Raw genomic sequence first — 26,373 nt, forward strand, 5'->3', positions numbered from 1 at the left:
CTTTTATCGACTGATCGTTTCTAAAATGCGCTTCAATACCACTTGAGCCGCAAAGGTTCGGTTGTTGGCCTGCTCGATGACCAAGCTCTGATCACTGTCGAGCACGGCGTCTTCCACGACGACGTTCCTTCGTACGGGCAGGCAGTGCATGAATTGGGCGTGGCCCAGTTTTTCTTGGGTCATCGTCCAGCTTCTATCTGAACTCAACACTTTTCCATAGTCTGAATAACTGCTCCAGTTTTTCACATAGACAAAATTCGCATTTTTTAGGGCCTCTTGCTGATCATGAACAATTTTACAGCCTTTTGTGATTTCTGGATTCAAATCGTACCCTTCTGGATTGGTGATGACAAACTCTGCATCCTGCAATTTCATCATGTTCACAAAAGAATTGGCCACGGCATGGGGCAGTGCCTTCGGGTGGGGCATCCATGAGAGCACCACTTTTGGCCTTTCAACGCTACTGTGTTCTTTTATGGTGATGGCATCGGCCAAGGCCTGTAAGGGATGGGCCACGGAACTTTCCATATTCACCACGGGAATGGTGGCGTGTTTTATAAAACCGTTGAGTACTTTTTCGGCCTCATCTTCTTCTTTGTCTTTCAACTCTGCAAAGGCCCTGATCGCCACAATGTCACAATATTGGCTTACTACCTGGGCGGCTTCTTTGATGTGTTCGGCCTTATGCTGATCCATGATGATACCATCCTCAAACTCTAATTGCCAACCCTCATCGCCAAAGTTCATGGCCATTACCCGCATGCCCAGGTTCATGGCCGCTTTTTGGGTACTCAAACGAGTGCGCAGGCTATTGTTGAAAAACAACAGGCAAATGGTCTTTTGTCGGCCCAATTGCTCAAATTGATACGGTTTTTTTTTCAATTCGATCGCCTCATTGACTGTTGCTTGCAGGTCGTCAATATCATGAATGGATAGGTAGTGTTTCATTATAATTCTTTTATCAATTTGTCAAAGAATAGATCAATATGCTCTTTTTCAATGGTCAATGCTGGTAAAAACCGCAACAATTTTTTATTGCCCGAACCGCCCGTGAAAATGTGCTGATGGTAAATCAGTTTTTTACGTAGTTCGGCCACTTCAAAATCGAATTCCAGACCCAGCATCAGTCCAAGGCCCTTTACTTTTTGCACCTGTGGAATTTCGGCGGCCTTCTCCTTGAAATATGTTCCGAGGGCGGCAGCGTTTTCGATCAGATTTTCGTTTTTCAATACGTCGAGCACGGCCAACGTGGCCACACAGGCCATATGGTTGCCCCCAAAGGTAGTGCCCAATAGCCCGTAGGAAGCCTTGAACTTTTCATGGATGAGGATACCGCCAACAGGAAATCCGTTGCCCATACCCTTGGCAATAGAGATAATGTCAGGTTTTACGTGGTGGTGTTGAAAAGCAAAAAATCTACCACTTCTGCCAAAGCCCGACTGTACCTCATCGGCAATCAAGACCACTTCATGTTCTTGGCATTTTTTTGAGATAAATTGATAAAATTCTGTCGTGGGCTCATTCAACCCGCCCACACCTTGAACGGTTTCTAAGATTACGGCGCAATGTTCGCCCTTTGCGATGCATTTTTCAAAAGTGTCAAAGTCGTTCAGCGGTAAAAAATCTACCTGCTGTTGTTGGTTCAGGGGCGAATTTATTTTTGGATTGTCAGTGGCCGCAACGGCTGCAGAGGTCCTGCCATGAAAACTGTTGTTAAAGGCAATTACCTTGGCCTTTCCGGTGTGGAAGGAAGCCATTTTTAGTGCATTTTCGTTGGCCTCGGCACCTGAATTGCACAAAAACAATCGGTAGTCGTCACAATCGGAAAGTTTCCCAAGTTTTTCTCCAAGTTCGATTTGAAGTGGATTTTTAATGGAGTTGCTGTAAAAGGCCATTTTTTGCAACTGTTCGGTCATTCGGTCAACATAATGTGGATGTGAATGCCCGATCGAAATCACGGCATGGCCCCCATAAAAGTCTAAATAGGTCTGCCCCTTGTCATCGATAACCTCGATACCTTTGGCCGATACCGGTGTTACATCATATAGCGGGTATACATCGAATAGTTTCATCTTTTCTATTATGTCATTATGATTTCATTCCCCTTCGTCTTCTCCGCTGTAGGCTGAGAATCCACCTCCCCTCGTCTGAGGGGAAGAGCTTTCGAAGGACTTTGTTTTGCGATTAATTACAATTGCCTTTCCTTAATTCTATTGATTTTTTCAAAAGAGGTGACAATACCCCGAATTAAAGAAGAGCTCAGTCCTTGATGTTCCATTTCATTAAGACCTTCAATGGTGCAGCCCTTGGGGGTGGTTACCTTGTCTATTTCCTCTTCGGGGTGGCTGCCTGATTCGATCAAGAGACTCGAAGCGCCATTGCAGGTATGCATGGCCAGTTCTTGTGCCTCTTTGGCATCAAAGCCCAATTGAATGGCCCCTTGGGTGGTGGCACGGATCAGACGCATCCAAAATGCAATGCCACTGGCACAGATGACCGTGGCCGCTTGCATTTGCTCTTCAGGAATTTCCAATGAATGCCCCATGCGGTTGAAAATGGCCTTGGCCAGATCAATTCGCTTTTTACCCAAATCATTTGCGCAGAGGCAGGTCATGCTCTTACCCACCGAAATGGCCGTATTGGGCATGCTTCGTATTATGTATTGGTCAGAACCGACAATAGATTCCATCTTTTCAATACCAAAACCGGTAATGGTACTTATGATGACGTGCTTTTCGGTCAACAGGTTCTTGACGTCATTCAAAATGGCCTCGAAGTGACCAGGTTGTACGGCAAAAATCAAGATATCGGAATTTTTGACGGCTTCAACATTGTCAGAGGTCACGGTAACGTTTCCGTACTTTTCAAAATCTTTGATTTCATCGATATTTCGTTTGGTCAGGTACATGGTAGTGGCTCCATTGGTATGTAAAATGCCCTTGGCGATGGCCAGCCCCAGGTTTCCTGCTCCTATAATGGCTAATTTCATGTCTGTGTTTTTAAAATACTCCTGCTTTTAATTGTAATCCTTCACTTTCTTCAAACCCAAATATCAGGTTCATGTTCTGCACGGCCTGCCCAGAGGCTCCTTTCAACAGATTGTCGGTGACCGAGGTGATCAAGAGCACATCATCATGCTTGTGCAGATGAATATGGCAATTGTTGGTGTTGACCACTTGTTTTAGGTGGATGGGTTCTTCCGTAATATGGGTGAAGACGGCATCGTCATAAAAATCGTTGTACAAGTTGACGGCCTCAGATTCGCTTCCCTCAAATTTGGTATAGGCGGTTGCCAAAATACCGCGGGTGAAATTACCACGATGCGGAAGGAAATATAATTTTCCAACGCTACTCCCAAAAGAAGCCAAACTCTCGCCAATTTCCCCTAGATGTTGATGGGTAAAAGGTTTGTACCAGCTTGCATTGTTGTTGCGCCAACTAAAATGCCCCGTTTCAGAAGGTTTGACACCTGCGCCCGTACTGCCCGTGATCGCGTTGATGTGTACTTCGTTTTGCAGCAATCCTTCTTTTGCCAATGGAAGCAAGGCGAGCTGAATGGTGGTGGCAAAGCATCCGGGGTTGGCAATTGCCATGGCATTACTGATTTTCTTTTTGTTGAGCTCGGGTAGTCCATAAACAAAATTCCTCTTCCCAAATCCCGCATTTTGCTGTAACCTGAAGTCATTGCTGAGATCGATAACCTTGGTTTTTTCCGAAAAACCGTGGTCTTTCAGAAACTGCACGGAATTACCATGTCCCAAACAAAGAAAAACCACTTCTACATCTGGGTTGATCTTTTCTGAAAACAATAGATCTGTTTGGCCCAAAAGATCTGCATGGGCCGAAGAAATTGGTTTTCCACCCCTTGTGGTACTGAACACGAAGTCGATCTCTACCTTTGCATGGTTCAGCAATAGCCTGATGAGTTCACCGCCCGTATAGCCCGACCCGCCTATGATACCTGCCTTAATCATGGTCTTGGTTTATGTGGTTCGCGATCTTTGCGGGGTTTGATAGAATTTTGATGAAGCCTTTGGCATCATCGGCAGTCCACCCCTTGTTCATTTCGCCATAACTTCCGAAAGAAGCGTTCATCAGGTCATGTGGTGAAGAAATGCCATCCAATCGAAATTGAAAAGGGTACAGGCTTACAAATACCTCACCGCTGACATTTCTCTGTGTATCACTCAAAAAGGCTTCGATGTTGCGCATGACCGCATCTAAATAATTGCCTTCGTGCAACAGCATTCCATAAAAATTGCCCAATTGTTCTTTCTGGTATTGTTGCCACTTGCTCAAGGTGTGCTTTTCCAACAGATGGTGGGCCTTGATAATGATCAGTGGTGCGGCCGCTTCAAAGCCGACCCTGCCCTTGATGCCGATAATCGTATCGCCCACATGAATATCACGCCCTATCGCATACTTTGTGGCCATTTCATTGAGTTTTTCGATATTGTTTATCGGAATATCCATTTCACCATTGATGGCCACCAATTCTCCTTCTTTGAAGGTAAGGGCCACTTGCTGGGGTTCTTTGGATTGAAGCTGACTGGGATAGGCGGCATCTGGCAGTGGTAGGTGCGAGGTCAGCGTTTCGTCACCACCGACCGAAGTGCCCCAAAGCCCTTTGTTGATGGAGTATTTCGCTTTTTCCCATGAATAATCGATACCGTTTTGCTGTAAATAGGCTATCTCTTCTTCACGGGCCAGTTTGTTGTCTCGAATCGGGGTGATGATTTCGATATTGGGAGCCAACGTCTGAAAAATCATATCGAACCGTACTTGGTCGTTGCCCGCGCCCGTACTGCCATGGGCAATGTACGCGGCTCCTATTTTTTTTGCATGGTTCACGATTTCCATGGCTTGTACAATGCGTTCTGCACTTACCGAAAGGGGATAGGTGTTGTTTCGCAACACATTGCCAAAGATGAGGTATTTGACCACTTTGTCATAGAAATGCTGTATAGAATCGATGGAGGTGTAGCTCACGGCCCCCAAGGCCAGCGCTTTTTCTTCGATTTCTTTTATTTCCTTCTTTGAAAATCCTCCCGTATTGACACTGACGGCATGCACTTCATACCCTTTTTCTTGCGAGAGGTACTTGGCGCAGTATGACGTGTCGAGACCACCGCTATAGGCCAGAACCAATTTTTTCATTTTTCTTTCTTTTTTAGGAATAGACTTTCCTTTATTCTTTTGAGCCGTTGAAAGGTCTTCTTGTTTATTTTTTCAGCTTTTGGATGCTTGTTTTTCTCGGCTGGGTCGTACAGCATGCCCGTGCAAAGGCACATCTTGCGCTCGGTTCGGGTCAAAATGTCGAAATTTTTGCAGGTCTGGCATCCTTTCCAGAAGTCGGGGTCATCGGTCAGTTCTGAAAAAGTGACCGGTTTATAACCCAGCTCATAGTTCATTTTCATGACCGCCAACCCAGTGGTGATGCCAAAGATCTTGGCGTTTGGAAATTTTTCCCGAGACAGCTCAAAAATTCGTTTCTTTATTTTTTTCGCCAGTCCCTGCCCGCGATAGTCAGGATGTACGATCAATCCTGAATTGGCCACAAAATCTTTATTGCCCCAAACCTCGATATAGCAGAAACCGGCAAACGTATCCCCATCCAAAGCGATCACGGCATTGCCGTTCTGCAATCGTTTGATGATGTATTCAGGGGTTCGTTGGGCAATACCCGTACCTCGAACCTTGGCCGATTCTGAAATGGTATCGCAAATGATCTGGGCGTATTTAAAATGTGATTCGTTGGCAACAACAATTTCCATTGCTGAAGTTTTTATTAAAAATTGAAATATATAAAATGTCTTTGTGGAAGTACGGGAATGGACTCACCTATTCCCAAAAATAGAAATGCACCCTTACGGGCGGCGACGGGGAAAGAACGGACGCACGGCTGAACCAGTGCTTTTAAAAATGTATATGTATTGCTGTTCGTTCATTGAAGGGTAAAAGTACAAATTCTAAAAAACTGACCTATTCAGACATTGATTTTTGTTGAAATAGGCCTTTAATGTTTTCAATTTTGAAAATTTCGTAAAATAAAAAGCCAAATACCACAAAATATTCAATGAAAATGAGCCATAGATTTTCTTTGAAATCTAGATTTGAGTAGGCAAAATAACTCAGAACGACCGTTGCCGACCAAACAATGGCAAAACGATAATCGGTGAAAATGACCAGAAATAAGAGGAAAATCGTGTACCAAGGGTGTACCGTAGTTGAGAGAAAATAATACAGGGTAAGGGCCATCAACATCGACTTCAAGACATTTTCAAGCTTGTGGTTGTTGTTGAAGATGACCAAGAGCAATATTGCCAATATGGTGAACAATGGCACGAGGCTTCCGTAATCTTTTATCAGCTCCCATGGTTTGGCTTCATAGTGGTTGACGGCTATGTACTTGACCATGTTGTAGATTCCGGCATTGAACTCAAAGTTCGAGAACCACAGCTTTACTGTTTCACCATAGTTTTCAATAAAGAACGGGGAGTAAAAGGGCAAGAGAAAAACCACACAGGCAATGCCCGTGAGGGCATAGAAAAGCACACTTCTCTTGAGTCCCAAAAAGGGAAGCAAAAAAGGAAGAAAGAGCAGTGGTATGAGTTTTAGCATAATGGCCATGGCGTAAATGGGCGCAGCGGTCCACCATTTTTTAACGGACAACAGGTACATGGCCCAGACAAAGAAAAAAATCATGACCCCCTCGAAATGTAGATTGCCGGTTAGTTCAACAATGACCAGGGGGTTCAAAAAATACCAAAAGGCCAAGTGGGTCGATTTGTTGAGGTTTCTCAAGAGTTTTCTGGCGAAATAGAGAATACCAATGTCGGCAAGAACAATGGTCAATCTCATGGCGATGACCGACCCCAATATACTACCGCCCCCAAAAAGGGCAGCAAGTGCGAAGAAGAGTTGGTTCAGGGGCGGATAGTTGCTAAAATGTCGTGCACTCAGGCCCCCCATACCTTTGTGAAGCAATTCTGAGTTCTGAGTAATGAATTCTGAACTTTGCATCAATTCATCAGGAGTGTACAAGTACGGATTGATACCGCCGTTGATCAGCTCACCATCCCATACAAAGCGGTAAAAATCTGTTGAAAGGTTGGGTTCGGCCATCAAAAAGACCAGACGGAAAAGAATACCGGTCACCACCATGAACTTGAGGTTCCATTTCTCGAACTGGATCAATTTGAAGTATAGAAAAAAGAGAGCTGCAAAGAGGCATATGAGCTTGGTGAAGTCTTCCCTGACCAAATCATACGCCAATACCCCATAGAACAGCACGCTTCCCAATGCGATGAGTATGGGAATCTTATGCAGTTTCCAGTAAGCGTACATCAATTCAGGCCTTGGCGGTCAAAGATTTAAAGAACACAAAGCCAAAACCTAAGAACAGCATGAGGTGAAAAGGAAAAAGTCCAAAGTCATTCAACGGCACCGCGCTGTACATTCCAAAGAGGAAGTAGATCATCAGTGCAAACTCCAAAATCATATTGGGTGAAAGTTTTTTGGTGATGTACTTGTTGCCCTTCCAGCTATCGGTAAGGTTGTTGATATTGAATTTTGGGGTACGCACAAATTCACTGCGCTTGCCCAAATGGCCTTCCAGTACAGCGATCGTATTATGAAATGATAATCCTAAAGCTACCGAAAAGAAGGTAAAGAACAATTTGATATAATCGACAAACTTGTCAAACCCGCCCCCTTGCATGCTTTTGTAGGTAAACCAATAGCAAAAGAACAGAATAATGGTGCTGATAATGAAGAAACTGGTAATCTCAAAGACCCACGCCAAGTGGCCGTAAGTATTCTTGATGTAGAGCATAGGGATGCTCAAAACCGATACCAAAAACACACATAAGAACATTGAACTGTTCAATAGGTGCATCACTCCGTGGAATTTTGTCTTGAAATCAAGATTTTTGGCGGTAATGACACTCCAGACCGTTTTTCTGAAGTTTTCGGCCCCACCTTTGTTCCAACGGAACTGCTGCGAACGTGCGGCGCTCATTACCACGGGCAGTTCTGCCGGTGTCTCGACATCTTCTAAATATTTGAATTTCCAGTTCTTTAATTGGGCGCGATAGCTAAGGTCCAGATCTTCGGTAAGGGTATCACCTTCCCAATTACCGGCATCGATGATGCATTGCTTTCGCCAGATACCCGCAGTGCCATTGAAATTGATAAAATGGCCCTTTGAATTTCTTCCGACCTGCTCTAAGGTAAAATGTGCGTCCAACGCGAAGGCCTGAATTTTGGTCAAGGTGGAATAATCACGGTTGATGTGCCCCCAACGGGTCTGCACCACACCAATTTCGTCATCTTTGAAATAAGGAACGGTTTTTTTCAACCAATCGCCCTCGGGCATGAAGTCGGCATCAAAAATGGCGATGAAATTACCTTTGGCAACGGCCAACCCCTCTTTTAAGGCACCTGCTTTGAAACCTTGGCGGTTTTCACGACGAATATGCTGAATGTCCAGCCCCTCTTTTTGAAGTGCCTCTATTTTTTTTGCAGTCTCGATGACTGAATCATCGGTAGAGTCATCGAGTACCTGAATTTCTAGTTTGCTTTTGGGGTATTCTATCTTGGCAATATTGTCGAGCAAACGCTCCACAACATATTCTTCATTGTAGATGGGCAACTGAATGGTCACATAGGGAATTTCCCTAGGGTCCATCAGATTGAATTTTGGGGCTTCCTCGTTACGTCTTTTGTAGCCCAAATAGTTGACAAGCAAGTTCAACTGGGCCAGACTGTAAAAAAAGATCAACATCAGGGCGATGCTGTAAATAGCGATGATGATGTAAGCGATTGTTAATCCCATAATTACCTTAAGCTATATTTGAAAATCCAACCCAAAATTTTTACGCCTGCAAATATAGTACCTTTTACCGTACCTGACACCTTTGACACCCCAATTCTTTTTTTGTATCGAACGGGCACCTCTTTGTAGGTCAGTTTTTTACGTAGCGCCTTCAGCTGCATTTCGACGGTCCATCCATAGGTTTTGTCTTCCATCTGCAGTTCTTTGAGTTTTTCGTACCTGATGGCCCTAAACGGGCCTAGATCGGTATATTTTGCTCTAAAGAACAGCCACATCAAAGAAGTGGCGAGCCAATTGCCAAAGACCTGCTGCGGGGTCATCGAACCGGGCTCTCGCAGTTCTTTTTTTCTTGCCCCTATGACAAAATCGATGTTTTCGTTCACTATGGGAGCGACCACTTTTTCCATTTCTTCTGGATAATCGGAATAGTCTCCATCGATAAATACGATGATATCTGGGTGTTTGGATTGTTTCTCGATGTACTGCATGCCCTTCAAACATGCAAAACCATAACCACGTTGGCTTTCGGTCAATACCGTGGCCCCTGCTTTTTTTGCTTTTTCAAGGGTATCGTCGGTCGAATTGTTGTTCACCACAATGATTTCTGAAACAAAATCAGGAATCTCTTCAACGACCTTGGCTATGGAATCACCTTCGTTGAAAGCGGGAATGATGACCTTGATGTTGGGCATAAAAGGATTTTGGTGTAAAAATCGATTATTTTTTGTTCACCAATTGCATCAAATCCACATCATTGCCCAATAGTACTTGGTTACTGTCGATTCGCCCCTTCAAGGGCCCGTTTTCAAGTTTCAGAACGCCCCTGGGGCAAACGGCCGAGCAAATGCCACAGCCAACACAGCTCGAACGCACGATATTTTCGCCTTTTTGTGCATAGGCCCTCACATCGATGCCCATTTCACAGTAGGTCGAACAATTGCCGCATGAAATACATTGCCCGCCATTGGTGGTTATTCTAAATCGAGAAAACAAACGTTGTTGAAAACCCAGTATAGCTGCCATAGGGCACCCAAAGCGACACCAAACCCGATTGCCGAATATCGGATAGAACCCTGTGCCGATGACCCCAGAAAAAATGCTTCCTATCAGAAAAGAATAAGATTTGCGCAGCGTTTCCGATTTGAAGAGAAACACATTGCCATCACCACTCAAAAAGTGCATGCCGATCAATGCCATGATAATGATAAAATAGCCGATGGCACCATATTGTGCATCTTTCTGTAATTGTTTTCTCTTGAAAAGCATCACCCATCCAAAGACCAAGGTAAGCAGTACGGCCACCCCAATTAGAAAGGTACTTTTTGTCAACCAATATTTACTGGTGTCAGTGCCTAGGTACGAATAAATGACCGCCGTGGTCATGAGCGTCACGAATACCACGACACTGTGTACTACCCAACGCTCAATTCTCCAAGCTTTCATCGATTTGTCGCTCAGGTGTCTAAAAGGATCACCAGCCGTTTCGGCCAGGCCACCACAGCCACATACCCATGAACAATACCATCGCTTACCGAAGCGATAGGTCAGGATCGGACTGATGATAAAAATGGTGGCGATACCAAAAATCAACATGGCGAAACCAATATCACCAGAGCTCAAAAAACCTTTGATTCGGTAGCCTTCAAAATTATAATAGTTCAACGGCCACATGTTTTTTAGGTCATAATAGGGTAAGCTCCCTCCGTTTAACAGGGAACTTCCGTTCAAACGGGCCATCAATTCGGGAATAATAAAGGCAAAGGCCGTTTGAAAGAACATGACACTAAAAGTTCTGATTCTTTCATATTGGTTATGGCGGTATTTCCATAAGAACTTGATTCCAAATGCCAAAATCGCAACGGTATACAGTGTGCCGTACACGAACCATTGACTGGCGGGATTTCCGCTCAAGGCCTTGCTCAATGGATCGAACAGACCGATTACGCCTTTGTTGTCGCCACCACTCACCAAACCCAAATATTCAGGGTAGAAATAAAGAATGATGTAGAATCCCGTGAGGGCAATACCGGCGATCCAACCCCAAAAACCTTGGCTTGAAATGGACTTGAACCAAACGCCGTCATTTTTTATGCCCGGCTGTTTGTGCAAATAGGCATCACTCGAAAACCATATGGTTCCGCCCAGAATACTTGCCAATGATATGGAAAGCCAAAGTGCCTTGTTTGGAAAACTTACATTGAATGCGGCCAAGAGAACGATGGCCAATCCGAACATTCCGATAAGGGTCGCCAATTTTTGATTTCTGCTTAGGGTAACCGGAGGTTGACCGGTCAGTGCCATACTTCTATCGTAAGTGCTCATTTGTAATCAGTTGAGTTGAAATATTCTTTTGATGTTTTTCTTCTTTGTTGTAATGGATTTTTCGAAGTCTGAATTGTATTTTGACACGATACCTGCCTCATGCTGTTTGTAGAACTCTGGGTCAAAGTTTGCATCGGCCAAATGTGACATGACATAGTCAACATCGCGTTCTTCGGTCAGCCAGCGATCAAAGATTTCATGCCGCATACGGATTCCGAATGTGTTGATGCCCAAAAACAGATTGTTGTCTCTACGGAATGCAACAGTTATACAAACCTTATCGGTGTCATGTCTCCAATGAAATTGTTCTTCATATTCTTTTCTTCCCCTGGCTCCAAAGACCCAACCATAGGTCTGGTATTCGATATCGAAAAACTTTGCCGAGTTGAACCAGTGCCCCGGCTTGTATTCGATTCGATTGCCACAAATGGTCTGGGCCACCGTTTCGCCCATCATACGACCCGTATACCAAACTGCCTCAATGGGTCTTCTGTTGCCAATGGCCTCGTGCTGTTCGGCACAGTCACCGATGGCATATACATCTTTTATATTGGTCTCCAAAAAACGATTGACTTTGACCCCGCGGCCCAATTCGATACCGGAATCTTTTAGAAAATCCACATTTGGCGACACTCCAGCGGTCAGCCCCACAAAGTCACAGGACAGTTCTTCGCCTGTTTCTTGAATGATCACTGCCTTGACACGATTATTCTCATCCGAGACAATTTCTTTTAGGTTCGTACCCAATCGCAAGTCGATATGATGCTCGCGAATGTGCTCGTTGATCATCTGTGACTCGCCCTCTGGCAAGACACCGTTCCAAAAACTGCTTTCCCGCACCAAAAAGGTGACCGGAATGCCACGACTGTGCAGCATTTCGGCAAGTTCAATGCCTATCAACCCGCCTCCAACGATGACGGCACGTTTACATTTTTCTTTGTTGGGCGCATTTACTTCCAAAAGGTCCAGGTCTTGTTTTGAATAGAGTCCTTGCACACCATGTAAATCCTGTCCAGGCCATCCAAATTTATTTGACTTTGAACCGGTCGCAATAATCAATTTGTCATAATGGAAACTTTTAGTGTTATCGACCAAAAGTTTTTTGTTTTCAGTATCCACCTCTGTCACATAACCACGAACAAGTTCGATGCTGTTCTTTTCCCAAAACCAGTCTTCATAGGGTTTGATATGCTCGAACTTCATGTGGCCCATGTATACGTACATGAGTGCCGTTCTAGAAAAAAAATGGTCGGTCTCGGCAGAAATGATGATGATCCTTTTGTCGGAATGTTTTCGAATATGGCGTGCGGCCGTAACCCCTGCAATACCATTTCCGATGATAACGATGTGCTCCATTGATTTGCTATTGGTTGAAAAATGTGTCGCTTTTAAAGATAGAAACTTAACAGTGACCTTTTATTTAGAAAGAATTTAAATTCTTGATCGTAGTGTAAGGATGCTGCATAAGAAACGAACGGGCAGTTTGCTGGTTCACAAAAGCTTAAACATTTCATAAAAACACAACCTTCATTGTATGTCTTCGATATTCAGCACGACCCATATGTCGAAAAGATGTTTCAAAACTAGTTCGATGATTGCAAAAAAGGTGCTGGCCACGATGATCATATTGGTTTTTTTCCAGGTTGGAATTGCCCAAAGCACAACCGAATTTTTCTCAAGAACAGATGCTTTTTTGAAAATGCATGTGAAAAACGGAAGGGTCGATTATGAGGCCATAAAAGGTAATCTGGGCGATTTGGATGAAACCTTGCGATCGGCACAAGATATTTCAGTCTCAAAAAATGATTCAAACACCTATCAGGCTTTTTGGATCAATGCCTACAATCTTTTGGTGATCAAAGAAGTGGCCAAAAATTATCCGGTAAAGTCCCCATTGGATATCAGCGGCATTTTCGATACGACAGAACATAAGATCGGTGGTGAGAACATTACTTTGAATGATATCGAAAACCGTTTGTTGAGGGGTAATTTTTCAAATGAGGCGCGATTTCATTTTGTATTGGTCTGTGCTGGGTTGGGATGCCCACCCATCATAAGCGAAGCATATCTTCCCGACGAATTGGAGGGCCAACTGCAACGACAGACAGTGCTAGCCCTCAACAATCCAGATTTTATCCAGGTAAAGAATGACAAGGTGCTCCTTTCGCAAATCTTTGATTGGTACAAAGAGGATTTCATTACGGACGGAAAGACAGCAATCGACTTTATCAACCAATTCAGAAAAGAAAAAATAGACCCTGACAAGCGTATTGGGCACTATAGCTATGATTGGCGTTTGAACGACTTAAATTAATCTTAAAATCACGATTAAGTTTTTGTGATACATTATTTTAGAAGCCTAAACCCTTCTAGTGAAAAATCTTTGGCTTCTTCTTTTATGGCTTTTGCAGCTGAGCTGTAGCAGCCAAATTCAAGAGAAAATCAATGGGGTAAGTTTTGTAGGCTCAAGAGAAAAGGTCGATCAAACCCATATAGATCCCGTGGTGGCCGTAAATGCCAACTATGCCGCCGTGATGCCGTTCGGTTTTGTTCGCAGTCTCAGTTCACCGAATGTAATTTTCGATACGGACCGCCAATGGTACGGAGAGACACGGGCAGGTGCCAAACAATATATTGAACTTTTGCAGAAGAATGGAATAAAAATCATGCTCAAACCACAAATATGGGTTTGGAGGGGCGAGTTCACCGGTGATATGGTGATGCAATCTGAAACGGATTGGAAGATGCTGGAGGAGACGTATCGCAAATTTATTATCACATATGCCGAATTGGCCGAAGAAACAAAGGCCGAAGTATTCTGTATTGGTACAGAGCTGGAAGAATTCGTGAAGTACCGCCCTGATTATTGGAAGCAACTTATAGCCCAGGTTCGGGAAGTGTACAAAGGAAAGATAACGTATGCCGCCAATTGGGATGAGTACCCCAGAACCCCTTTTTGGGAACAATTGGACTTTATAGGCATCGATGCTTATTTTCCGCTGTCGGAAAGTGAAAACCCTACCCCAGAAGAACTACAGATCGGCTGGGGAAAATGGAAGGTTTCAATGATGACCTTTTCAGAAGAAAAGGAAAGACCCATACTTTTTACTGAATTTGGGTATCGCAGTATGGACTATACGGCCCATAAGCCTTGGTTGGTAGATCATAACAAAGAGCAGGTCAATCTTGAGGCACAGGCCGATGCTTTAAGGGTCATTTTCGAAGAGTTCTGGTCAGAAGATTGGTTTGCAGGTGGGTTTGTGTGGAAATGGTTCATTCACCATGACAGGTCAGGTGGGGCAAGTGATAATCGGTTTACCCCTCAGAACAAACCGGCAGAAGAGGTCATCAGGTCGTTTTACCAGAACTTATAAGGTTGTTGATTAGTCGGTTAAGAAATTGAAGTATGATTTTTTTGGCAACGGTTATTTTTTTTTGACTTTTGTGATACCTATCACTAGCTACAAATTTGTTATGCCACGACGCTTTTTGTTTTTTTTGACCATTGTCTTTCTTTCAAGCCATCTTTTGGCACAAGATTCGCTTCAGACCGTGGTGGCGGAACCTGGTGATGGAATCTTTTCGATCTTGAGAAAACAAGGGGTGTATCCAAAGAAATACTATGAAGCGTTTTTAAAGCTGAACGAAGGGCATATCAAGAATGGAAGCGAGTTAAAACAAGGATGGGCCTATAAGATTCCCGATGCACCCGATTCCTTTAAAAAGATGGGCCGGGCCGTATCATTGCCCAGTGGTGATGAGACCCCCCTTTTCGAGACTGAGCTTGCAAAATTGGATTTGAAGAGCGAAGAACTAAAGGATGCCGTATATTATCTGATCGTTGAAGATAGTGTTCAAAACCAAGATTTTGTTTCGACCATTGCCACTAATTTGGCCAGTAGATTGTTGGTAAATGGTGCCAAGGTGTATGTCATCAAAGTGATGGATGAAACGTTGAAAAAAAATGAAATGGCGCTGTTGCAACAGTATGTAGATGTGGTGAACAAGAGATACCTTAAGAACCAAGGAAAATACCAACGCCTGTTGCTGTTGCGTTCAAACGGTACATTTCAGGGCAAAAACCTCGATTTGGCATTTTATCATCATGATGGCAGCAATGAAGGACAAAGGTTGGCAGATAATCTTGAAATGATTTTTACAAGGAACAGCAAAAAGGTGGTTACGGTCGAAAATTCGCAAGATGTTCTTAAGAATAAGGGCAACCTATTCTTGGCAAAAAACATTCTGCCAGCAATAACCGTGCTTTCCATTTCCGATTCAAAAGCCAAATCAAAAGAAGGAAAGCTGATTGTCAGAAAAGACCAAAAGGCGATGACCCAGATGATTGCCAAAGGCATGTTTCAAGACTATGCCGATCTCGAAATAGAAGAATGAAGAGTGCTTTTCGCTTGAACCGATCAAAATACTTTTTCTGCTTTTTCTTACTTCCGATGTTGGTCGTGGCGCAAGACTCGTTGCGAACGGTCGTGGCAAAGCAGGGCGATGGTATCTATTCGCTGCTTCGAGAAAATGGAATCAACCCCACTAAGTTCTATAACCAGTTTGTAGCGCTAAATGCTAAAGATTTAGGAGAAGATGAGGTTTTGTACATGGGGCGCACCTATTTGTTGCCCGATACCTTGTCAATTGGGAAAGTTGACAAAATAGAAGATGAGATCAAATATCCCATCTTTGGTGAAGATTTTGCCAGGGTTGATTCTGTAAGCAATCGACTGGGTGATACCGTTTATTATTTGATTTCGGGCCATGGCGGTCCAGACCCGGGTGCGGTCGATAGATATGATGGTAAATTGATTGCCGAAGATGAGTATGCCTATGATGTGACACTGCGTTTGGCTCGAGAATTACTGTCTCATGGCGCAGAGGTGCACATTATAGTTCAAGACGGGAATGATGGTATTCGCGATGACCGGATACTTGAAGTGGATACGGACGAAATCGTCATTCCCGACCAAGCTATTCCGCTGAAGCAGTTGGCGCGTTTGAAACAGCGAACCGAAGCGGTGAACGATTTGTATTCAAAGAACCGCGGCAAGTACCAACGACTGTTGGTCACCCATGTTGACAGCCGTAGCAGGGGCACTAATATCGATGTGTTCTTTTACCACCATGAGAAAAGCAAAAACGGCAAAAGATTGGCCGAGAGCATACACCTGACGTTTTTGAGAAAGTATAGGAAGTTTCAGCCCAATCGGGTCTATAACGGCACATTTATGGAACGAAGCGGCCTGTATGTGGTCAAAAACACACTTCCCGCAATGGCCTATATTGAGATTGGGAACCTTAGGAGCAAAAAAGACCAGCGGCGTATTTTAGATCCAGACAATCGGCAGGCATTGGCCAAATGGATATCAGAGGGCATTCTTTTAGATTACGAGTCTTCGAAAATGGGCGGGTCAAAGTAATTTTTTTGAATAGTAACGGTATAACTCATCTGGCCCCGCACCCAAATAATTCTTGAGATGTATCATGGCAAAGTGAAACTGTACTTTCAGCCAGCCTTTTTGCCTATACTTTCTGGCCGAGGTGGTCACACGTTGGGGCAAGACCTTGAAATGGGCATGTTTGTACAATCTACCAATGAACTCACTGTCTTCATAAATCAAGTAATTCTCATTGAATCCACCATTTCCAAAAAATACCTCTTTGGTAACGAAAAGTGATTGGTCACCCCCGCGGCATAGTGTGTGGTTGATTCTTGACAGCCAAGCAAAAAAACGCAGAACGGGGTTTTTGCTATCAAATCGCATACGAAAACAGCCTGATTGACTTTTCTCTTCAACAGCTTGTACGATGAAAAGGTCAAAATTCTTTGGCGGTAAGGTATCCGCATGTAAAAAGTACAAGATATCACCCACTGCCTTTGAAGCACCCAGGTTCATTTGACTTGCCCTACCCCGTTTGGCCTTATGCACTGAGGCACCAAACTTTAAGGCAGTTTGAACAGTTTGGTCGGTACTGCCCCCATCGATTACAAGAATCTCGGCGATGTTTTTTTTGTCGCTGGTCTGAAATAGGTGCTGTAACAGACTCCCGATTAATTTTGCCTCATTAAGCGTAGGGATGATAATGCTGATTTTTGGGGTGGCCATTCTTTTGAATTATATCAAACACTATCAATAGTGGCAAAAAATAAAAGAACCTTACGGAAATCCATCAATATAAATTGTGCATTAAAGTTCTTCGATCAGCCCTTTGAACAATTTGATCATCTTCGGCTCTGTCTTGGCGGCTATCTCAATAATCTCCTGAATATTGATAGGCCTCAGATTATCGGGATCGCACTCGTCGGTAAGTACTGAAACAGCTACAATGGGCAGTCGTAAATGGTTGGCCACAATAACCTCGGGCACGGTGCTCATGCCCACGGCATCGGCCCCCAAAGTTTTCAGCATGCGGTATTCAGCTTTCGTTTCCAATTGTGGGCCAACAACTGAAACATAAACGCCTTTTTGCAAAGAAATCGATTCCCTTTTGGCTATCGCTTCAATTTTAACGCGCATTTCAACATCATAGGGTTCGCTCATATCGACAAAGCGGTCTCCAAATGCTGTCACATTTTTGAAAGCCAAAGGTGAGCTGCCCTGTAGGTTGATATGGTCTTCAATGAGCATGATGTCTCCCTTTTTGAAATCGAGGTTGATGGCACCCGCAGCATTGGAGATGAAAAGTCTCTTGATGCCCAGTTGGTGCATGACCCTGATGGGGTAGGTAATATCCAAGAAATCATAGCCCTCATATAAGTGGAAACGCCCCTGCATCACCACCACCTTTTTGCCCGCAATGGTACCGTAGATCAACTTGCCCGAGTGAAACTCGACCGTGGCCAAGGGAAAGTAAGGAATGTGGTTATAGTGTGCCACAATGGGATCTTCAATTTCATCGACCATTTGACCTAGGCCCGTGCCCAGAACAATACCGATATCTGGCGTGTCAAACCCTTTTGATCTTAAATGGGCGACCGATTCGTCCAACTGTTTTTGCGTCATTCTTCCATATGTTTTAAAAAAGGTTTGAAAGCCTCGATGCCTTTGATGTCTTTGTACAAATCAACATCATTTCGCTCTTCGAGCAAAGTGATTTGATCATTTTTTAAATCGGTCAATGTAGCTTGCAGTACACTCTCAGTGCCCCATTTCTTGTTCTTGAACAACTTGGCGTTCATTTTTTTCATTCCCAACAGATAATAGCCCCCATCATGCGCGGGTCCGACTACATAATCAGAATCATCCAAGGCATCAAATGCTTTGTTCAGATCGGCTTCCGATAGCTCGTACATATCACTGCCGATGATGATGATTTTTTCAAATCTATCATTAAAACCAGCTTGGAAGGCATCTTGCATGCGCTCGCCCAAATCGTTTCCCAGCTGTAGTTTTTTGGTGTAGTTGCCATCCTTCCAAATATCATCATCCCAAATTTCTTCAGAGTAATAGACCCGTTTTTCGACCGTTAGATATTGGGTGATTTTCTGTGTGTGCCGTAATAAAAAAAGGTAAACCTCCAGAGCGGCCTCGTCGCCAATGGTCTTTGCCAGACGGGTCTTACATTTGCCGGGTTCAGGGTTTCGGGTGAAAATAAGGAGTAAGCTCTTCGGGTTGCTCATCGATTAGTTTTCTATAGATTGCAAGCGATTAGGTTTTAGTCAGAAATCTGTGTATTTGTTTACATTTTTGGTTGGAGGTTAGCGGGTGTAAATGTACTGTTTTCGAATATTTTTGAATAAGGTATATAATTGTGATACCTTTTGGGGGTACTATTGACCGTATTAAAAAATTGTACCTTAAAAGCCTATGGCAGAACACCATTTTCTAGCCCATTACCTGAGAGGCGAATCCATTTTGAAGAAAATCCCGTGCTTTTCATTTTTTTTGTTGTTGGCTTTTGGATGTGATGACCATACGGGCATTGCGCTTCAAAGACACGACAGAATTGTCATCGTTGGAAGCAATATGGCTTCAAGAATGATGGATTTTGGCCATTTCGAGACCGAGCTTCATCTGAGACACCCTGAAGATTCATTGTTCATACGAAATATGGCCGACGGTGGCAATACCCCGGGCTTTTGGCCACATTCAGGGAGAAAGACCCCATGGGCGTTCGAGGGTGCCGATGCTTTTCATAAGGGTGAATTGTCGAATGATACCAACAGTCAGGGACATTTTGACTATCCCGATGAATGGCTTTCGAGGTTGAAACCCGATATTGTGCTCGCCTTTTTTGGCTACAATTCTTCTTTTAATGGAAAAGTGGGCCTTGAAAATTTTCGGGCAGAGTTGCAAGCCTATGTAAGGCACATTCTTTCAAAAAAATATAATGGGGCGAACAGCCCGAAACTTGTTCTCGTTTCGCCCAATGCCTTTCAAGACTTGTCAAAAATACTGGATGTGCCAGATGGTTCAATTGAAAATGACCGCCTTTTCGAGTACTGCAATGCCATGCGTGAAGTGGCACGGGCCAACAATGTGGTTTTTATCGATGTTTTTGCAGAGAGCAAAAAGTGGTATAAAAAGGGCGAGCCCCTGACCATCGATGGGGTTCAATTGAATGACAAGGGCTATCAAAGATTGGCCAAGTATCTTGCTGATGAAATTTTTGGAAAACAGAGACCGGAAATGATCCATGCCGATTTGGTTTTGCAGGCTGTTGATGAAAAGAACTGGATGTGGCACAACGACTACAAAATTCCGAACGGGGTACATGTGTACGGCAGGCGTTACAAACCGTACGGACCTGACAACTATCCTGATGAGCTTAAAAAGATCCGTGAGATGACCGCCATTCGCGATACGGCTATTTGGGAGGCCTTACAGGGCCATAAAAGAAACCTTTCGAAATATGATGGGTTGACCCATCAGCTTCCTGAAGTAAAGACGAACTATACGTTGGGCAATGGCGCAAAGGGCGCCCAGTATTTATATGGAGAAGATGCAGTAGCGACCATCCGCACCGCTACAGGGTACAAGGTAGAATTGTTCGCTTCTGAAAAAGAATTTCCCGATTTGGCCAATCCCGTACAGATGTCTTTTGATAACAAGGGCAGGCTTTGGGTGGCGACCATGCCCAGTTATCCACACTACCGCCCTGGAGACAGCAAACCGAATGATAAGATCATCATATTGGAAGATACCGATGAAGATGGCAAGGCCGATACGCAAACCGTTTTTGCCGATGGTCTACATGTGCCTGTAGGTTTTGAGATAACCGCCAATGGGGTATTCGTTTCCCAAGCAACACACTTGAAACACTTTAAAGATACTGATGGCGATGACAGGGCTGATGAGGTTGAAATTGTGTTGAGCGGATTTGACGACCATGATACCCATCATACCATAAGCGCCTTTTGTGCCGACCCGTCTGGGGCCATCTATATGGGCGAGGGAGTTTTTCTGCATACCAATGTCGAGACACCTTATGGACCGGTCAGGGGTTCAAACGGTGGATTTTACAGATATGACCCTGCAAGAAAGCGCCTCGAACGTACGGCACAGATAGCCATACCAAACCCTTGGGGCATTGCTTTTGACGACTATGGCCAATACTTTTTTGCCGAGACCTCAGGGCCAGCGGTACGATGGTTAATGCCCAGCACGGTAAAGCCGGTGTACGGTAGAGCCTCGCCAAAGGCAAGGGATTTGATAGAGGAGGAGCACAAGGTGCGACCAACAAGCGGTCTTGAATTTATTTCGAGTAGGCACTTTCCCGATGAAGTGCAGGGTGACTTATTGATCAACAACACCATTGGTTTTTTGGGCATGAAGCAGCATCAAATAATCGATAGTGGCACAGGTTATGAAGGTAAACATCGCCAAGACCTCATTTGGTCCGATGATGGTAATTTCAGACCTGTCGATATGGAGTTTGCACCAGACGGCTCACTCTATTTCATCGATTGGCACAACATTTTGATAGGCCATATGCAGCACAATGCCCGTGATCCCTTACGAGACCATTCGCACGGTAGGGTGTATCGAGTGACCTATCCGTCAAGGCCTTTGTTAGAACCTGCGGTAGTCGATGGGGCCTCGATTGAACGGTTGTTAGACAATCTGAAACTACATGAATACAGAACCCGGTATAGAACCCGAAGGGAACTGAGAAGCAGAAATGTCGGTGAGGTTTTAACCGCTCTCAAAAAATGGATCGGCAATCTTGATAAAGAAGACAAAAAATATGAACTTCACCTTCTTGAGGCACTTTGGGTCAGTTGGGGTGCCAACAGCATTGATCATGGGCTGTTAAAACAATGCCTTAATGCAGACAATTACAAAGTCAGGGCAGCGGCGGTGATCGTTTTACGGTATATGGGGCATCAGGTCGATGACTCACTTGAACTGTTGAAAAAAGCGGCACAAGACCCGCATGGCAGGGTGCGATTGACCGCAGTGGTCGCAGCGTCTTGGCTGCCTGAAAAAGATGCCTTCGAGGTGCTCGACATCGTAGATAAAAATACCCTCGATGAATGGTCGGTGCCAACCCTCGATTTTGTCTTAAATAGGGGAAAAGATGAAAAAGAAAAAGAAGAAGAATCGTCCACTGATTTGACCGGTAGTGATTTGGAACTTTATCAAAAGGGTAAGGAGATATACAGCAGGGAAGGATTTTGCATAACCTGTCACCAAGAGAATGGCAAAGGGTTGAAACAATCGGGTTTTCCACCCTTATCACAAACCCAGTGGGTTACGGGCAGTGAAGGGCGTTTGATAAAAATAGCATTGAATGGCCTGTATGGTGCCATCGAGGTCAATGGAGAAAAATACCCGGGCCAGGTGCCCATGACCGCTTATGGCGATATGTTGGGCGATGAAGAGATAGCGGCGGTGCTTACCTACGTGCGCAATTCATTTGGCAACAAAGCTTCGGTGATAACGGCCGATAAGGTCAACAAAACTCGTCTTATGACCCAAGAAAAGAAAGGGTTTTACACCCCTAAAGAACTGCTAGAAATACATCCATTGGAAGAATGAACATGAAAAGAATCAAATTGTTTGGCATCATCGGTTTCTTAATTTTTGGCACAAGTCTTTTCGGACAGTCAAAAAAACAGTTGAATCATGTACCGCACATCGTTTTTGTGATGGGCGATGAAGAATACCGATCTGAAGAATCTATGCCCATGTTGGCGAGAATTCTCAAGCGTGAATTGGCCGCCAAGATCAGCCTTTGCTATGCCGTTGACTCATTGGGCTTCGTAAATCCGAACGTGAAAGACCATATACAAGGCCTTAAGGCATTGGCAACCGCAGACTTAATGGTGTTGTTCACACGTTTTAGGGCCTTGCCCGAAGAGGAGTTGGCCCTCATTGCCGATTATGTAGAAAGTGGCAAGCCGGTAGTGGGCTTTCGAACCGCTACCCACGCCTTCAAATATGAAGAGAACAGTGCGTTGTATTTTTATAATGACGAATGGCCGACCAAAGTGTTCGGCCAAAAATGGATCACCCATCACGGTCATTTTTCAGATGGCCATGACCCCTTGACCCAAGTATCACTAGTTGAAAACCATTCTTCCGAAATCTTAAATGGGGTGCTACCTTTCAAGGCTTTTTCATGGCTCTATCACGTAGATGGGGGAAATTATAAATTGTATGGTGACAGTAAGCCACTTCTAATGGGCCGTTCACTCAGGTCAAAGCATGAAATGGAAAATAGATTGAATGAATTTCCTTTGGAAAATCCGGTGGCTTGGACCAAGACCTACACAGGTGCCCAAAACAAGACGGCTCGGGTTTTTTTCACGACCTTGGGCCATCCCTATGATTTTAAGGAAGAATCGATGCGAAAGTTGGCTATAAACGGAATCTATTGGGCTTTGGGCAGGGAGAAGGAAATTCCTGAACAAGGAACAAATGTTTCCATCGAAGGAAGCTACCAACCCAATAACTCAGGTTTTGGTGACAAATTCAAAAAGAACCGGCATCCTGAAACCATAGAATAGAGAGGACCAGACAGCTTTTTTAGAGAGGTTCTTTCATTTTGGGCATAGCTCTGAATAAAAATTGGTTTATATTCCAGTATTGCATAAATTCCATGAGTAATGACAAGAGCCATTTTTTTCACTGCCGTGTGTTTATTCTGCTGGGCATGCAACGATGTTTCGGTCAAACAAGCAGAGCGGCCCGTTGCTGAAAAAGTCTATCAAGAGCCATTTCGCCCACAGTTTCACTTTTCGCCCCCCACGAGTTGGATGAACGATCCGAACGGTTTGGTCTATCATGATGGTATTTATCATCTGTTTTATCAATATTATCCTGACGCCACGGTATGGGGTCCGATGCATTGGGGCCATGCCATCAGTGAAAATATGGTGCATTGGCAGAACAGACCGATAGCGCTGTATCCTGATGGGCAGGGATTTATATTTTCAGGAAGCGCCGTGGTCGATGAAAACAACACTTCAGGTTTTGCAGAGGGGGGAAAGGTGCCGCTAGTGGCCATTTACACCTACCATTCGATGCAGGGAGAAAAAGGCGGCCGCAAAGATTTTCAGACCCAAGCCATTGCCTATAGCCTTGACAATGGAGAAACGTGGACGAAGTATGAAGGGAATCCCGTTATAGGCAATACGGCCATCAAAGATTTTCGAGATCCCAAGGTGTTTTGGCATGATGCCACACAAAGTTGGATCATGGCCCTGGTCGCCGGCGATCATGCGAAGTTCTATCGCTCAACGAACCTAAAAGAATGGAATCACATCAGCGATTTTGGTGAAGAACAAGGGGCCCATGGTGGGGTTTGGGAGTGCCCGGATCTGTTTCCTTTGAAGGTAGCGGGAACCGATGAGACAAAATGGGTGCTCATTATCAGTATTGGCAGTGGCGGCCCCAACGGGGGCAGCGGCACCCAATATTTTGTGGGCGATTTTGACGGCACTACTTTTTCTTCTGACCAACAAGAATACAAATGGCTCGATTGGGGCACCGATAACTATGCAGGGGTTACCTATAACAATACGCCTGGCGACCGTATTTTTATCGGTTGGATGAGCAACTGGCAGTATGCCGTCTTGACACCGACATCGACATGGCGAAGTGCGATGACGCTCCCCAGGGAATTATCGTTGCGAAAGTTTGGAGATGATTATATGTTGGCGAACTACCCTGTTGCGGCGATGGATGAACTGACCGTTCCGGTCGAGAAAACAGACATGGTTTTGGAAGCGGCAGCAACAAAAGAAATTTTTCATGCTGATCTTAACCAATCTGATATTTCATTCACTACCGAGGGGCGAGACTTCAGATTGACGCTTATGAACGATAAGGGCGAAAACCTCAAGGTCACTTTTGACGCGGCATCACATTTGGTGATCGTAGATAGAACCGAATCGGGAGCGGTCGATTTTCAACAAGAATTTGGAAATAAATTACATTACATGAATGTTCGCCAGCTACCTGAAAGCGATTATGAGGTACGATTATGGGTCGATGCCTCTTCGGTCGAACTATTTATAAACAAGGGGCAGTTTGTGATGACGCAACAGATTTTTCCAACGAAAGATTATACAAAAATGCTTATTGAAAATACGTCCGATTCAACAATTGAACTGAAAGATTTCTCAATAAGCAGTGTGGGTTCTATCTGGCAGAATTAATGCTGGATCAAGCCAAGGGATTGCCTTTTAACCGCTTCTCTATTTTTCGCTTTTTAACGGTCAGGCGCTTCATCAGGTCCATCAAGTTTGAATCTTTGGTCTTTTTATAGATTTCATTGATGGCCAAAATAAGCTTCTTTGCTTCCCGCGAGGCGGCTACGCGATCACTGGTCGACATATGGCTAAGAGTTCTGTTTTCAAACTCTAAGGCAGATTGCATTAACTCTTTTGTCATTTTTGTTTTAAAATTAGAGTACTTAACAAAATTCGCCCTTAAATAACCATATTTTGTTCTTATAAGGGCATTGAATTTTGATATTTATGAAATATTTAAGATAAAGCAAAGGGGTTAAGGGCTTTAAAATTATCAGTTCTGTTGTTAAGGGTCTTAAGACAGAACACTTACGTTGCGGTTTTGTCAAATGAAGTAGTGATATAGGCTGTTTGCCAACATTATAATTGAAAATACCAAAATCATGTACCAGAAGATATAGCCTATTTTTTGCTCTACAGTGTTCATCGTATTGTGTATTGGTGCTGAATTCTTGATGAAGTTACTAAAATGGCCCGCCCATATATCCAAGATTTTATAGATGGTATGATTTTCGGTATAAATGGTATTGTTTATAAGGGAAGGAAACCAAGAAAAGTGATATCAAAAACAGTACTAAAAGTGTGTCGCTTTTTTTCTTTTTTGTTTGTAAATCTTAAATTTGAAAGTATATTTGCAGCCCTCAAAGCAATGGTACCTTAGCTCAGTTGGTAGAGCAACGGACTGAAAATCCGTGTGTCCCTGGTTCGATTCCTGGAGGTACCACAAGCCACGCGAGTGGGAGCGACGGAAAACGTCTTGCGGAAGCAAGGCGTTTTTTTGTGCCGTAGGCACAGGAATCGAGGTTCATGCTGAGCAAGAATCTGGGATTTTTGTCGAAGTAATTCCTGTTTTTCTTCCTTTCTTGAAAATTTCTTTACAGGGCTCTGGAACAAAGTTGATGGCCACAGAGGGGGTTTTTAAAAATACATTTTAAAACTTGGTTTTTCTTTGTCATTTTAAGTGATTTTAAGGTTAATGAATCTATCTTCAAGGCTAGCCCTGAAGATAGCAAAACCATCACTAAACTTTAGACCAAGTTCAGTCCACTTTTAGTTGAAGATTTACAAGCACTAGCATAGGAGGATTTTCAAGTACACTCTCTCTTTATTGTTTTTCAAAAAGCATGAGTTTCTCGTTTAAATCACCCAAATAATTTAATGCCAAATTATTCCTATTTAGCGCATTTATTTCGTAGTTATAAACATCACTACTATCATTAATATTTACCAATTTTAAATAACTAAACACTACACCATTAGAAGCGGTTTTTTCTGTTACTGTGTAGTAGTAGGTTGTTTCTAGCGTTCCTTCATAATAGTCATAACACTTCCCCTGATTATTAAACTTTAATTTCCAATTGCTATCATCAATAGATATCCATTCACCAACTATTAATTGTTGATCTTGGGTTACTGGTAATATACTAAAACTCAGAAAGATTAAAACTGTAAATATTGTTATTGCTTGATATTTTTTTTTATAATTTCTCATTTTTTATAACTTCATTTA

General features: G+C 43.8%; 23 protein-coding genes and 1 tRNA gene. 8 read left to right on the forward strand and 16 right to left on the reverse strand.

Going from position 1 to position 26,373, the window contains the following annotated elements; genetic code table 11:
- Positions 1-3: 3 nt before the first annotated feature.
- The 11 genes from L0P89_RS09825 to L0P89_RS09875 all read right to left on the reverse strand — a co-directional run bounded on the left by L0P89_RS09825 (position 4) and on the right by L0P89_RS09875 (position 12,514).
- Positions 4-948: an acetylornithine carbamoyltransferase gene (locus L0P89_RS09825; protein ID WP_235264929.1), complete on the reverse strand. Its 945-nt coding sequence runs from the start codon at positions 946-948 to the stop codon at positions 4-6.
- Positions 948-2,072, reverse strand: coding sequence for an aspartate aminotransferase family protein (locus tag L0P89_RS09830; RefSeq protein ID WP_235264930.1), 1,125 nt, complete (start codon positions 2,070-2,072; stop codon positions 948-950). The genes L0P89_RS09825 and L0P89_RS09830 overlap by 1 nt, the downstream gene beginning before the upstream one ends.
- Before the next feature lie 116 nt (positions 2,073-2,188).
- Positions 2,189-2,989: a pyrroline-5-carboxylate reductase gene (gene proC, locus L0P89_RS09835; protein ID WP_235264931.1), complete on the reverse strand. Its 801-nt coding sequence runs from the start codon at positions 2,987-2,989 to the stop codon at positions 2,189-2,191.
- Positions 2,990-2,999: 10 nt separating this feature from the next.
- Positions 3,000-3,974 (reverse strand): N-acetyl-gamma-glutamyl-phosphate reductase, encoded by a 975-nt coding sequence (gene argC, locus L0P89_RS09840; RefSeq protein ID WP_235264932.1) that lies wholly within the window; start codon positions 3,972-3,974, stop codon positions 3,000-3,002.
- Positions 3,967-5,157, reverse strand: a complete 1,191-nt coding sequence (gene argG, locus L0P89_RS09845; RefSeq protein ID WP_235264933.1) for an argininosuccinate synthase — start codon at positions 5,155-5,157, stop codon at positions 3,967-3,969. Before argG ends, argC begins: the two co-directional genes overlap by 8 nt.
- Positions 5,154-5,774 (reverse strand): GNAT family N-acetyltransferase, encoded by a 621-nt coding sequence (locus L0P89_RS09850; RefSeq protein ID WP_235264934.1) that lies wholly within the window; start codon positions 5,772-5,774, stop codon positions 5,154-5,156. The genes argG and L0P89_RS09850 overlap by 4 nt, the downstream gene beginning before the upstream one ends.
- Before the next feature lie 208 nt (positions 5,775-5,982).
- Entirely contained in the window at positions 5,983-7,347 is a 1,365-nt protein-coding gene (locus L0P89_RS09855) for a glycosyltransferase 87 family protein (protein ID WP_235264935.1), read from the reverse strand.
- Positions 7,348-7,351: 4 nt separating this feature from the next.
- On the reverse strand, positions 7,352-8,836 hold the full coding sequence (locus tag L0P89_RS09860) for a cellulose synthase family protein (protein ID WP_235264936.1): 1,485 nt from the start codon (positions 8,834-8,836) through the stop codon (positions 7,352-7,354).
- Positions 8,837-8,838: 2 nt separating this feature from the next.
- Positions 8,839-9,528, reverse strand: coding sequence for a glycosyltransferase family 2 protein (locus L0P89_RS09865; RefSeq protein ID WP_235264937.1), 690 nt, complete (start codon positions 9,526-9,528; stop codon positions 8,839-8,841).
- A gap of 25 nt (positions 9,529-9,553) precedes the next feature.
- Positions 9,554-11,158, reverse strand: coding sequence for a 4Fe-4S dicluster domain-containing protein (locus L0P89_RS09870; RefSeq protein ID WP_235264938.1), 1,605 nt, complete (start codon positions 11,156-11,158; stop codon positions 9,554-9,556).
- Positions 11,159-11,164: 6 nt separating this feature from the next.
- The gene (locus L0P89_RS09875) at positions 11,165-12,514 is read right to left on the reverse strand and encodes an NAD(P)/FAD-dependent oxidoreductase (RefSeq protein ID WP_235264939.1); all 1,350 of its coding nucleotides are present in this window, start codon (positions 12,512-12,514) and stop codon (positions 11,165-11,167) included.
- A 235-nt stretch (positions 12,515-12,749) separates the two neighbouring features.
- Here L0P89_RS09875 and L0P89_RS09880 point away from each other — a divergent pair, with 235 nt between their 5' ends.
- From L0P89_RS09880 to L0P89_RS09895, 4 genes are all read left to right on the forward strand, one after another.
- Entirely contained in the window at positions 12,750-13,472 is a 723-nt protein-coding gene (locus tag L0P89_RS09880; protein WP_235264940.1) for a DUF547 domain-containing protein, read from the forward strand.
- 58 nt (positions 13,473-13,530) lie between these two features.
- Positions 13,531-14,532, forward strand: a complete 1,002-nt coding sequence (locus tag L0P89_RS09885; RefSeq protein ID WP_235264941.1) for a glycoside hydrolase family 113 — start codon at positions 13,531-13,533, stop codon at positions 14,530-14,532.
- 100 nt (positions 14,533-14,632) lie between these two features.
- Complete coding sequence (locus L0P89_RS09890) at positions 14,633-15,553, forward strand: hypothetical protein (RefSeq protein ID WP_235264942.1); 921 nt, start codon at positions 14,633-14,635, stop codon at positions 15,551-15,553.
- A complete protein-coding gene (locus tag L0P89_RS09895) occupies positions 15,550-16,584 on the forward strand; it encodes an N-acetylmuramoyl-L-alanine amidase (RefSeq protein WP_235264943.1) in 1,035 nt (344 codons plus the stop codon). The genes L0P89_RS09890 and L0P89_RS09895 overlap by 4 nt, the downstream gene beginning before the upstream one ends.
- Here L0P89_RS09895 and L0P89_RS09900 read toward each other — a convergent pair.
- From L0P89_RS09900 to L0P89_RS09910, 3 genes are all read right to left on the reverse strand, one after another.
- Positions 16,576-17,271 (reverse strand): TIGR04283 family arsenosugar biosynthesis glycosyltransferase, encoded by a 696-nt coding sequence (locus tag L0P89_RS09900; protein ID WP_235264944.1) that lies wholly within the window; start codon positions 17,269-17,271, stop codon positions 16,576-16,578. The genes L0P89_RS09895 and L0P89_RS09900 overlap by 9 nt on opposite strands.
- 81 nt (positions 17,272-17,352) lie before the next feature.
- Positions 17,353-18,168: a purine-nucleoside phosphorylase gene (locus L0P89_RS09905; RefSeq protein WP_235264945.1), complete on the reverse strand. Its 816-nt coding sequence runs from the start codon at positions 18,166-18,168 to the stop codon at positions 17,353-17,355.
- Positions 18,165-18,785, reverse strand: a complete 621-nt coding sequence (locus L0P89_RS09910; RefSeq protein ID WP_235264946.1) for a TIGR04282 family arsenosugar biosynthesis glycosyltransferase — start codon at positions 18,783-18,785, stop codon at positions 18,165-18,167. The genes L0P89_RS09905 and L0P89_RS09910 overlap by 4 nt, the downstream gene beginning before the upstream one ends.
- A 187-nt stretch (positions 18,786-18,972) precedes the next feature.
- Here L0P89_RS09910 and L0P89_RS09915 point away from each other — a divergent pair, with 187 nt between their 5' ends.
- The 3 genes from L0P89_RS09915 (at position 18,973) to L0P89_RS09925 (ending at position 24,770) form a co-directional block, all read left to right on the forward strand.
- Positions 18,973-22,146: a PVC-type heme-binding CxxCH protein gene (locus tag L0P89_RS09915; RefSeq protein ID WP_235264947.1), complete on the forward strand. Its 3,174-nt coding sequence runs from the start codon at positions 18,973-18,975 to the stop codon at positions 22,144-22,146.
- 2 nt (positions 22,147-22,148) lie between these two features.
- Complete coding sequence (locus L0P89_RS09920; RefSeq protein ID WP_235264948.1) at positions 22,149-23,117, forward strand: ThuA domain-containing protein; 969 nt, start codon at positions 22,149-22,151, stop codon at positions 23,115-23,117.
- Between the two features lie 99 nt (positions 23,118-23,216).
- Entirely contained in the window at positions 23,217-24,770 is a 1,554-nt protein-coding gene (locus tag L0P89_RS09925) for a glycoside hydrolase family 32 protein (RefSeq protein WP_235264949.1), read from the forward strand.
- A gap of 7 nt (positions 24,771-24,777) precedes the next feature.
- Here the strand turns inward: L0P89_RS09925 and L0P89_RS09930 are convergent, their stop codons facing one another.
- Positions 24,778-25,005, reverse strand: coding sequence for a hypothetical protein (locus L0P89_RS09930; RefSeq protein ID WP_235264950.1), 228 nt, complete (start codon positions 25,003-25,005; stop codon positions 24,778-24,780).
- Positions 25,006-25,514: 509 nt separating this feature from the next.
- Here L0P89_RS09930 and L0P89_RS09935 point away from each other — a divergent pair.
- A tRNA-Phe gene (locus tag L0P89_RS09935) sits at positions 25,515-25,587 on the forward strand.
- 381 nt (positions 25,588-25,968) lie between these two features.
- Here the strand turns inward: L0P89_RS09935 and L0P89_RS09940 are convergent.
- The gene (locus L0P89_RS09940; RefSeq protein WP_235264951.1) at positions 25,969-26,355 is read right to left on the reverse strand and encodes a hypothetical protein; all 387 of its coding nucleotides are present in this window, start codon (positions 26,353-26,355) and stop codon (positions 25,969-25,971) included.
- Between the last annotated feature and the right edge of the window lie 18 nt (positions 26,356-26,373).

The organism is Muricauda sp. SCSIO 65647, from assembly GCF_021534965.1.
In the GTDB taxonomy this organism is placed as follows: Bacteria; Bacteroidota; Bacteroidia; order Flavobacteriales; family Flavobacteriaceae; genus Flagellimonas_A.

Bases quoted from the DNA above. Each gene is read 5' to 3' on its own strand.
- L0P89_RS09890 (WP_235264942.1), top strand. From the start codon at position 14,633: ATGCCACGACGCTTTTTGTTTTTTTTGACCATTGTCTTTCTTTCAAGC.
- L0P89_RS09920 (WP_235264948.1), top strand. From the start codon at position 22,149: ATGAAAAGAATCAAATTGTTTGGCATCATCGGTTTCTTAATTTTTGGC.
- L0P89_RS09940 (WP_235264951.1), bottom strand. From the start codon at position 26,355: ATGAGAAATTATAAAAAAAAATATCAAGCAATAACAATATTTACAGTT.
- L0P89_RS09850 (WP_235264934.1), bottom strand. From the start codon at position 5,774: ATGGAAATTGTTGTTGCCAACGAATCACATTTTAAATACGCCCAGATC.
- L0P89_RS09870 (WP_235264938.1), bottom strand. From the start codon at position 11,158: ATGAGCACTTACGATAGAAGTATGGCACTGACCGGTCAACCTCCGGTT.
- argG (WP_235264933.1), bottom strand. From the start codon at position 5,157: ATGAAAAAATTGGTTCTGGCCTATAGCGGTGGTCTCGACACGTCATAC.
- L0P89_RS09825 (WP_235264929.1), bottom strand. From the start codon at position 948: ATGAAACACTACCTATCCATTCATGATATTGACGACCTGCAAGCAACA.
- L0P89_RS09860 (WP_235264936.1), bottom strand. From the start codon at position 8,836: ATGGGATTAACAATCGCTTACATCATCATCGCTATTTACAGCATCGCC.
- argC (WP_235264932.1), bottom strand. From the start codon at position 3,974: ATGATTAAGGCAGGTATCATAGGCGGGTCGGGCTATACGGGCGGTGAA.
- L0P89_RS09930 (WP_235264950.1), bottom strand. From the start codon at position 25,005: ATGACAAAAGAGTTAATGCAATCTGCCTTAGAGTTTGAAAACAGAACT.
- L0P89_RS09905 (WP_235264945.1), bottom strand. From the start codon at position 18,168: ATGACGCAAAAACAGTTGGACGAATCGGTCGCCCATTTAAGATCAAAA.
- L0P89_RS09925 (WP_235264949.1), top strand. From the start codon at position 23,217: ATGACAAGAGCCATTTTTTTCACTGCCGTGTGTTTATTCTGCTGGGCA.
- proC (WP_235264931.1), bottom strand. From the start codon at position 2,989: ATGAAATTAGCCATTATAGGAGCAGGAAACCTGGGGCTGGCCATCGCC.
- L0P89_RS09880 (WP_235264940.1), top strand. From the start codon at position 12,750: ATGATTGCAAAAAAGGTGCTGGCCACGATGATCATATTGGTTTTTTTC.
- L0P89_RS09875 (WP_235264939.1), bottom strand. From the start codon at position 12,514: ATGGAGCACATCGTTATCATCGGAAATGGTATTGCAGGGGTTACGGCC.
- L0P89_RS09910 (WP_235264946.1), bottom strand. From the start codon at position 18,785: ATGAGCAACCCGAAGAGCTTACTCCTTATTTTCACCCGAAACCCTGAA.
- L0P89_RS09855 (WP_235264935.1), bottom strand. From the start codon at position 7,347: ATGTACGCTTACTGGAAACTGCATAAGATTCCCATACTCATCGCATTG.
- L0P89_RS09865 (WP_235264937.1), bottom strand. From the start codon at position 9,528: ATGCCCAACATCAAGGTCATCATTCCCGCTTTCAACGAAGGTGATTCC.
- L0P89_RS09830 (WP_235264930.1), bottom strand. From the start codon at position 2,072: ATGAAACTATTCGATGTATACCCGCTATATGATGTAACACCGGTATCG.
- L0P89_RS09900 (WP_235264944.1), bottom strand. From the start codon at position 17,271: ATGGCCACCCCAAAAATCAGCATTATCATCCCTACGCTTAATGAGGCA.
- L0P89_RS09915 (WP_235264947.1), top strand. From the start codon at position 18,973: ATGGCAGAACACCATTTTCTAGCCCATTACCTGAGAGGCGAATCCATT.
- L0P89_RS09895 (WP_235264943.1), top strand. From the start codon at position 15,550: ATGAAGAGTGCTTTTCGCTTGAACCGATCAAAATACTTTTTCTGCTTT.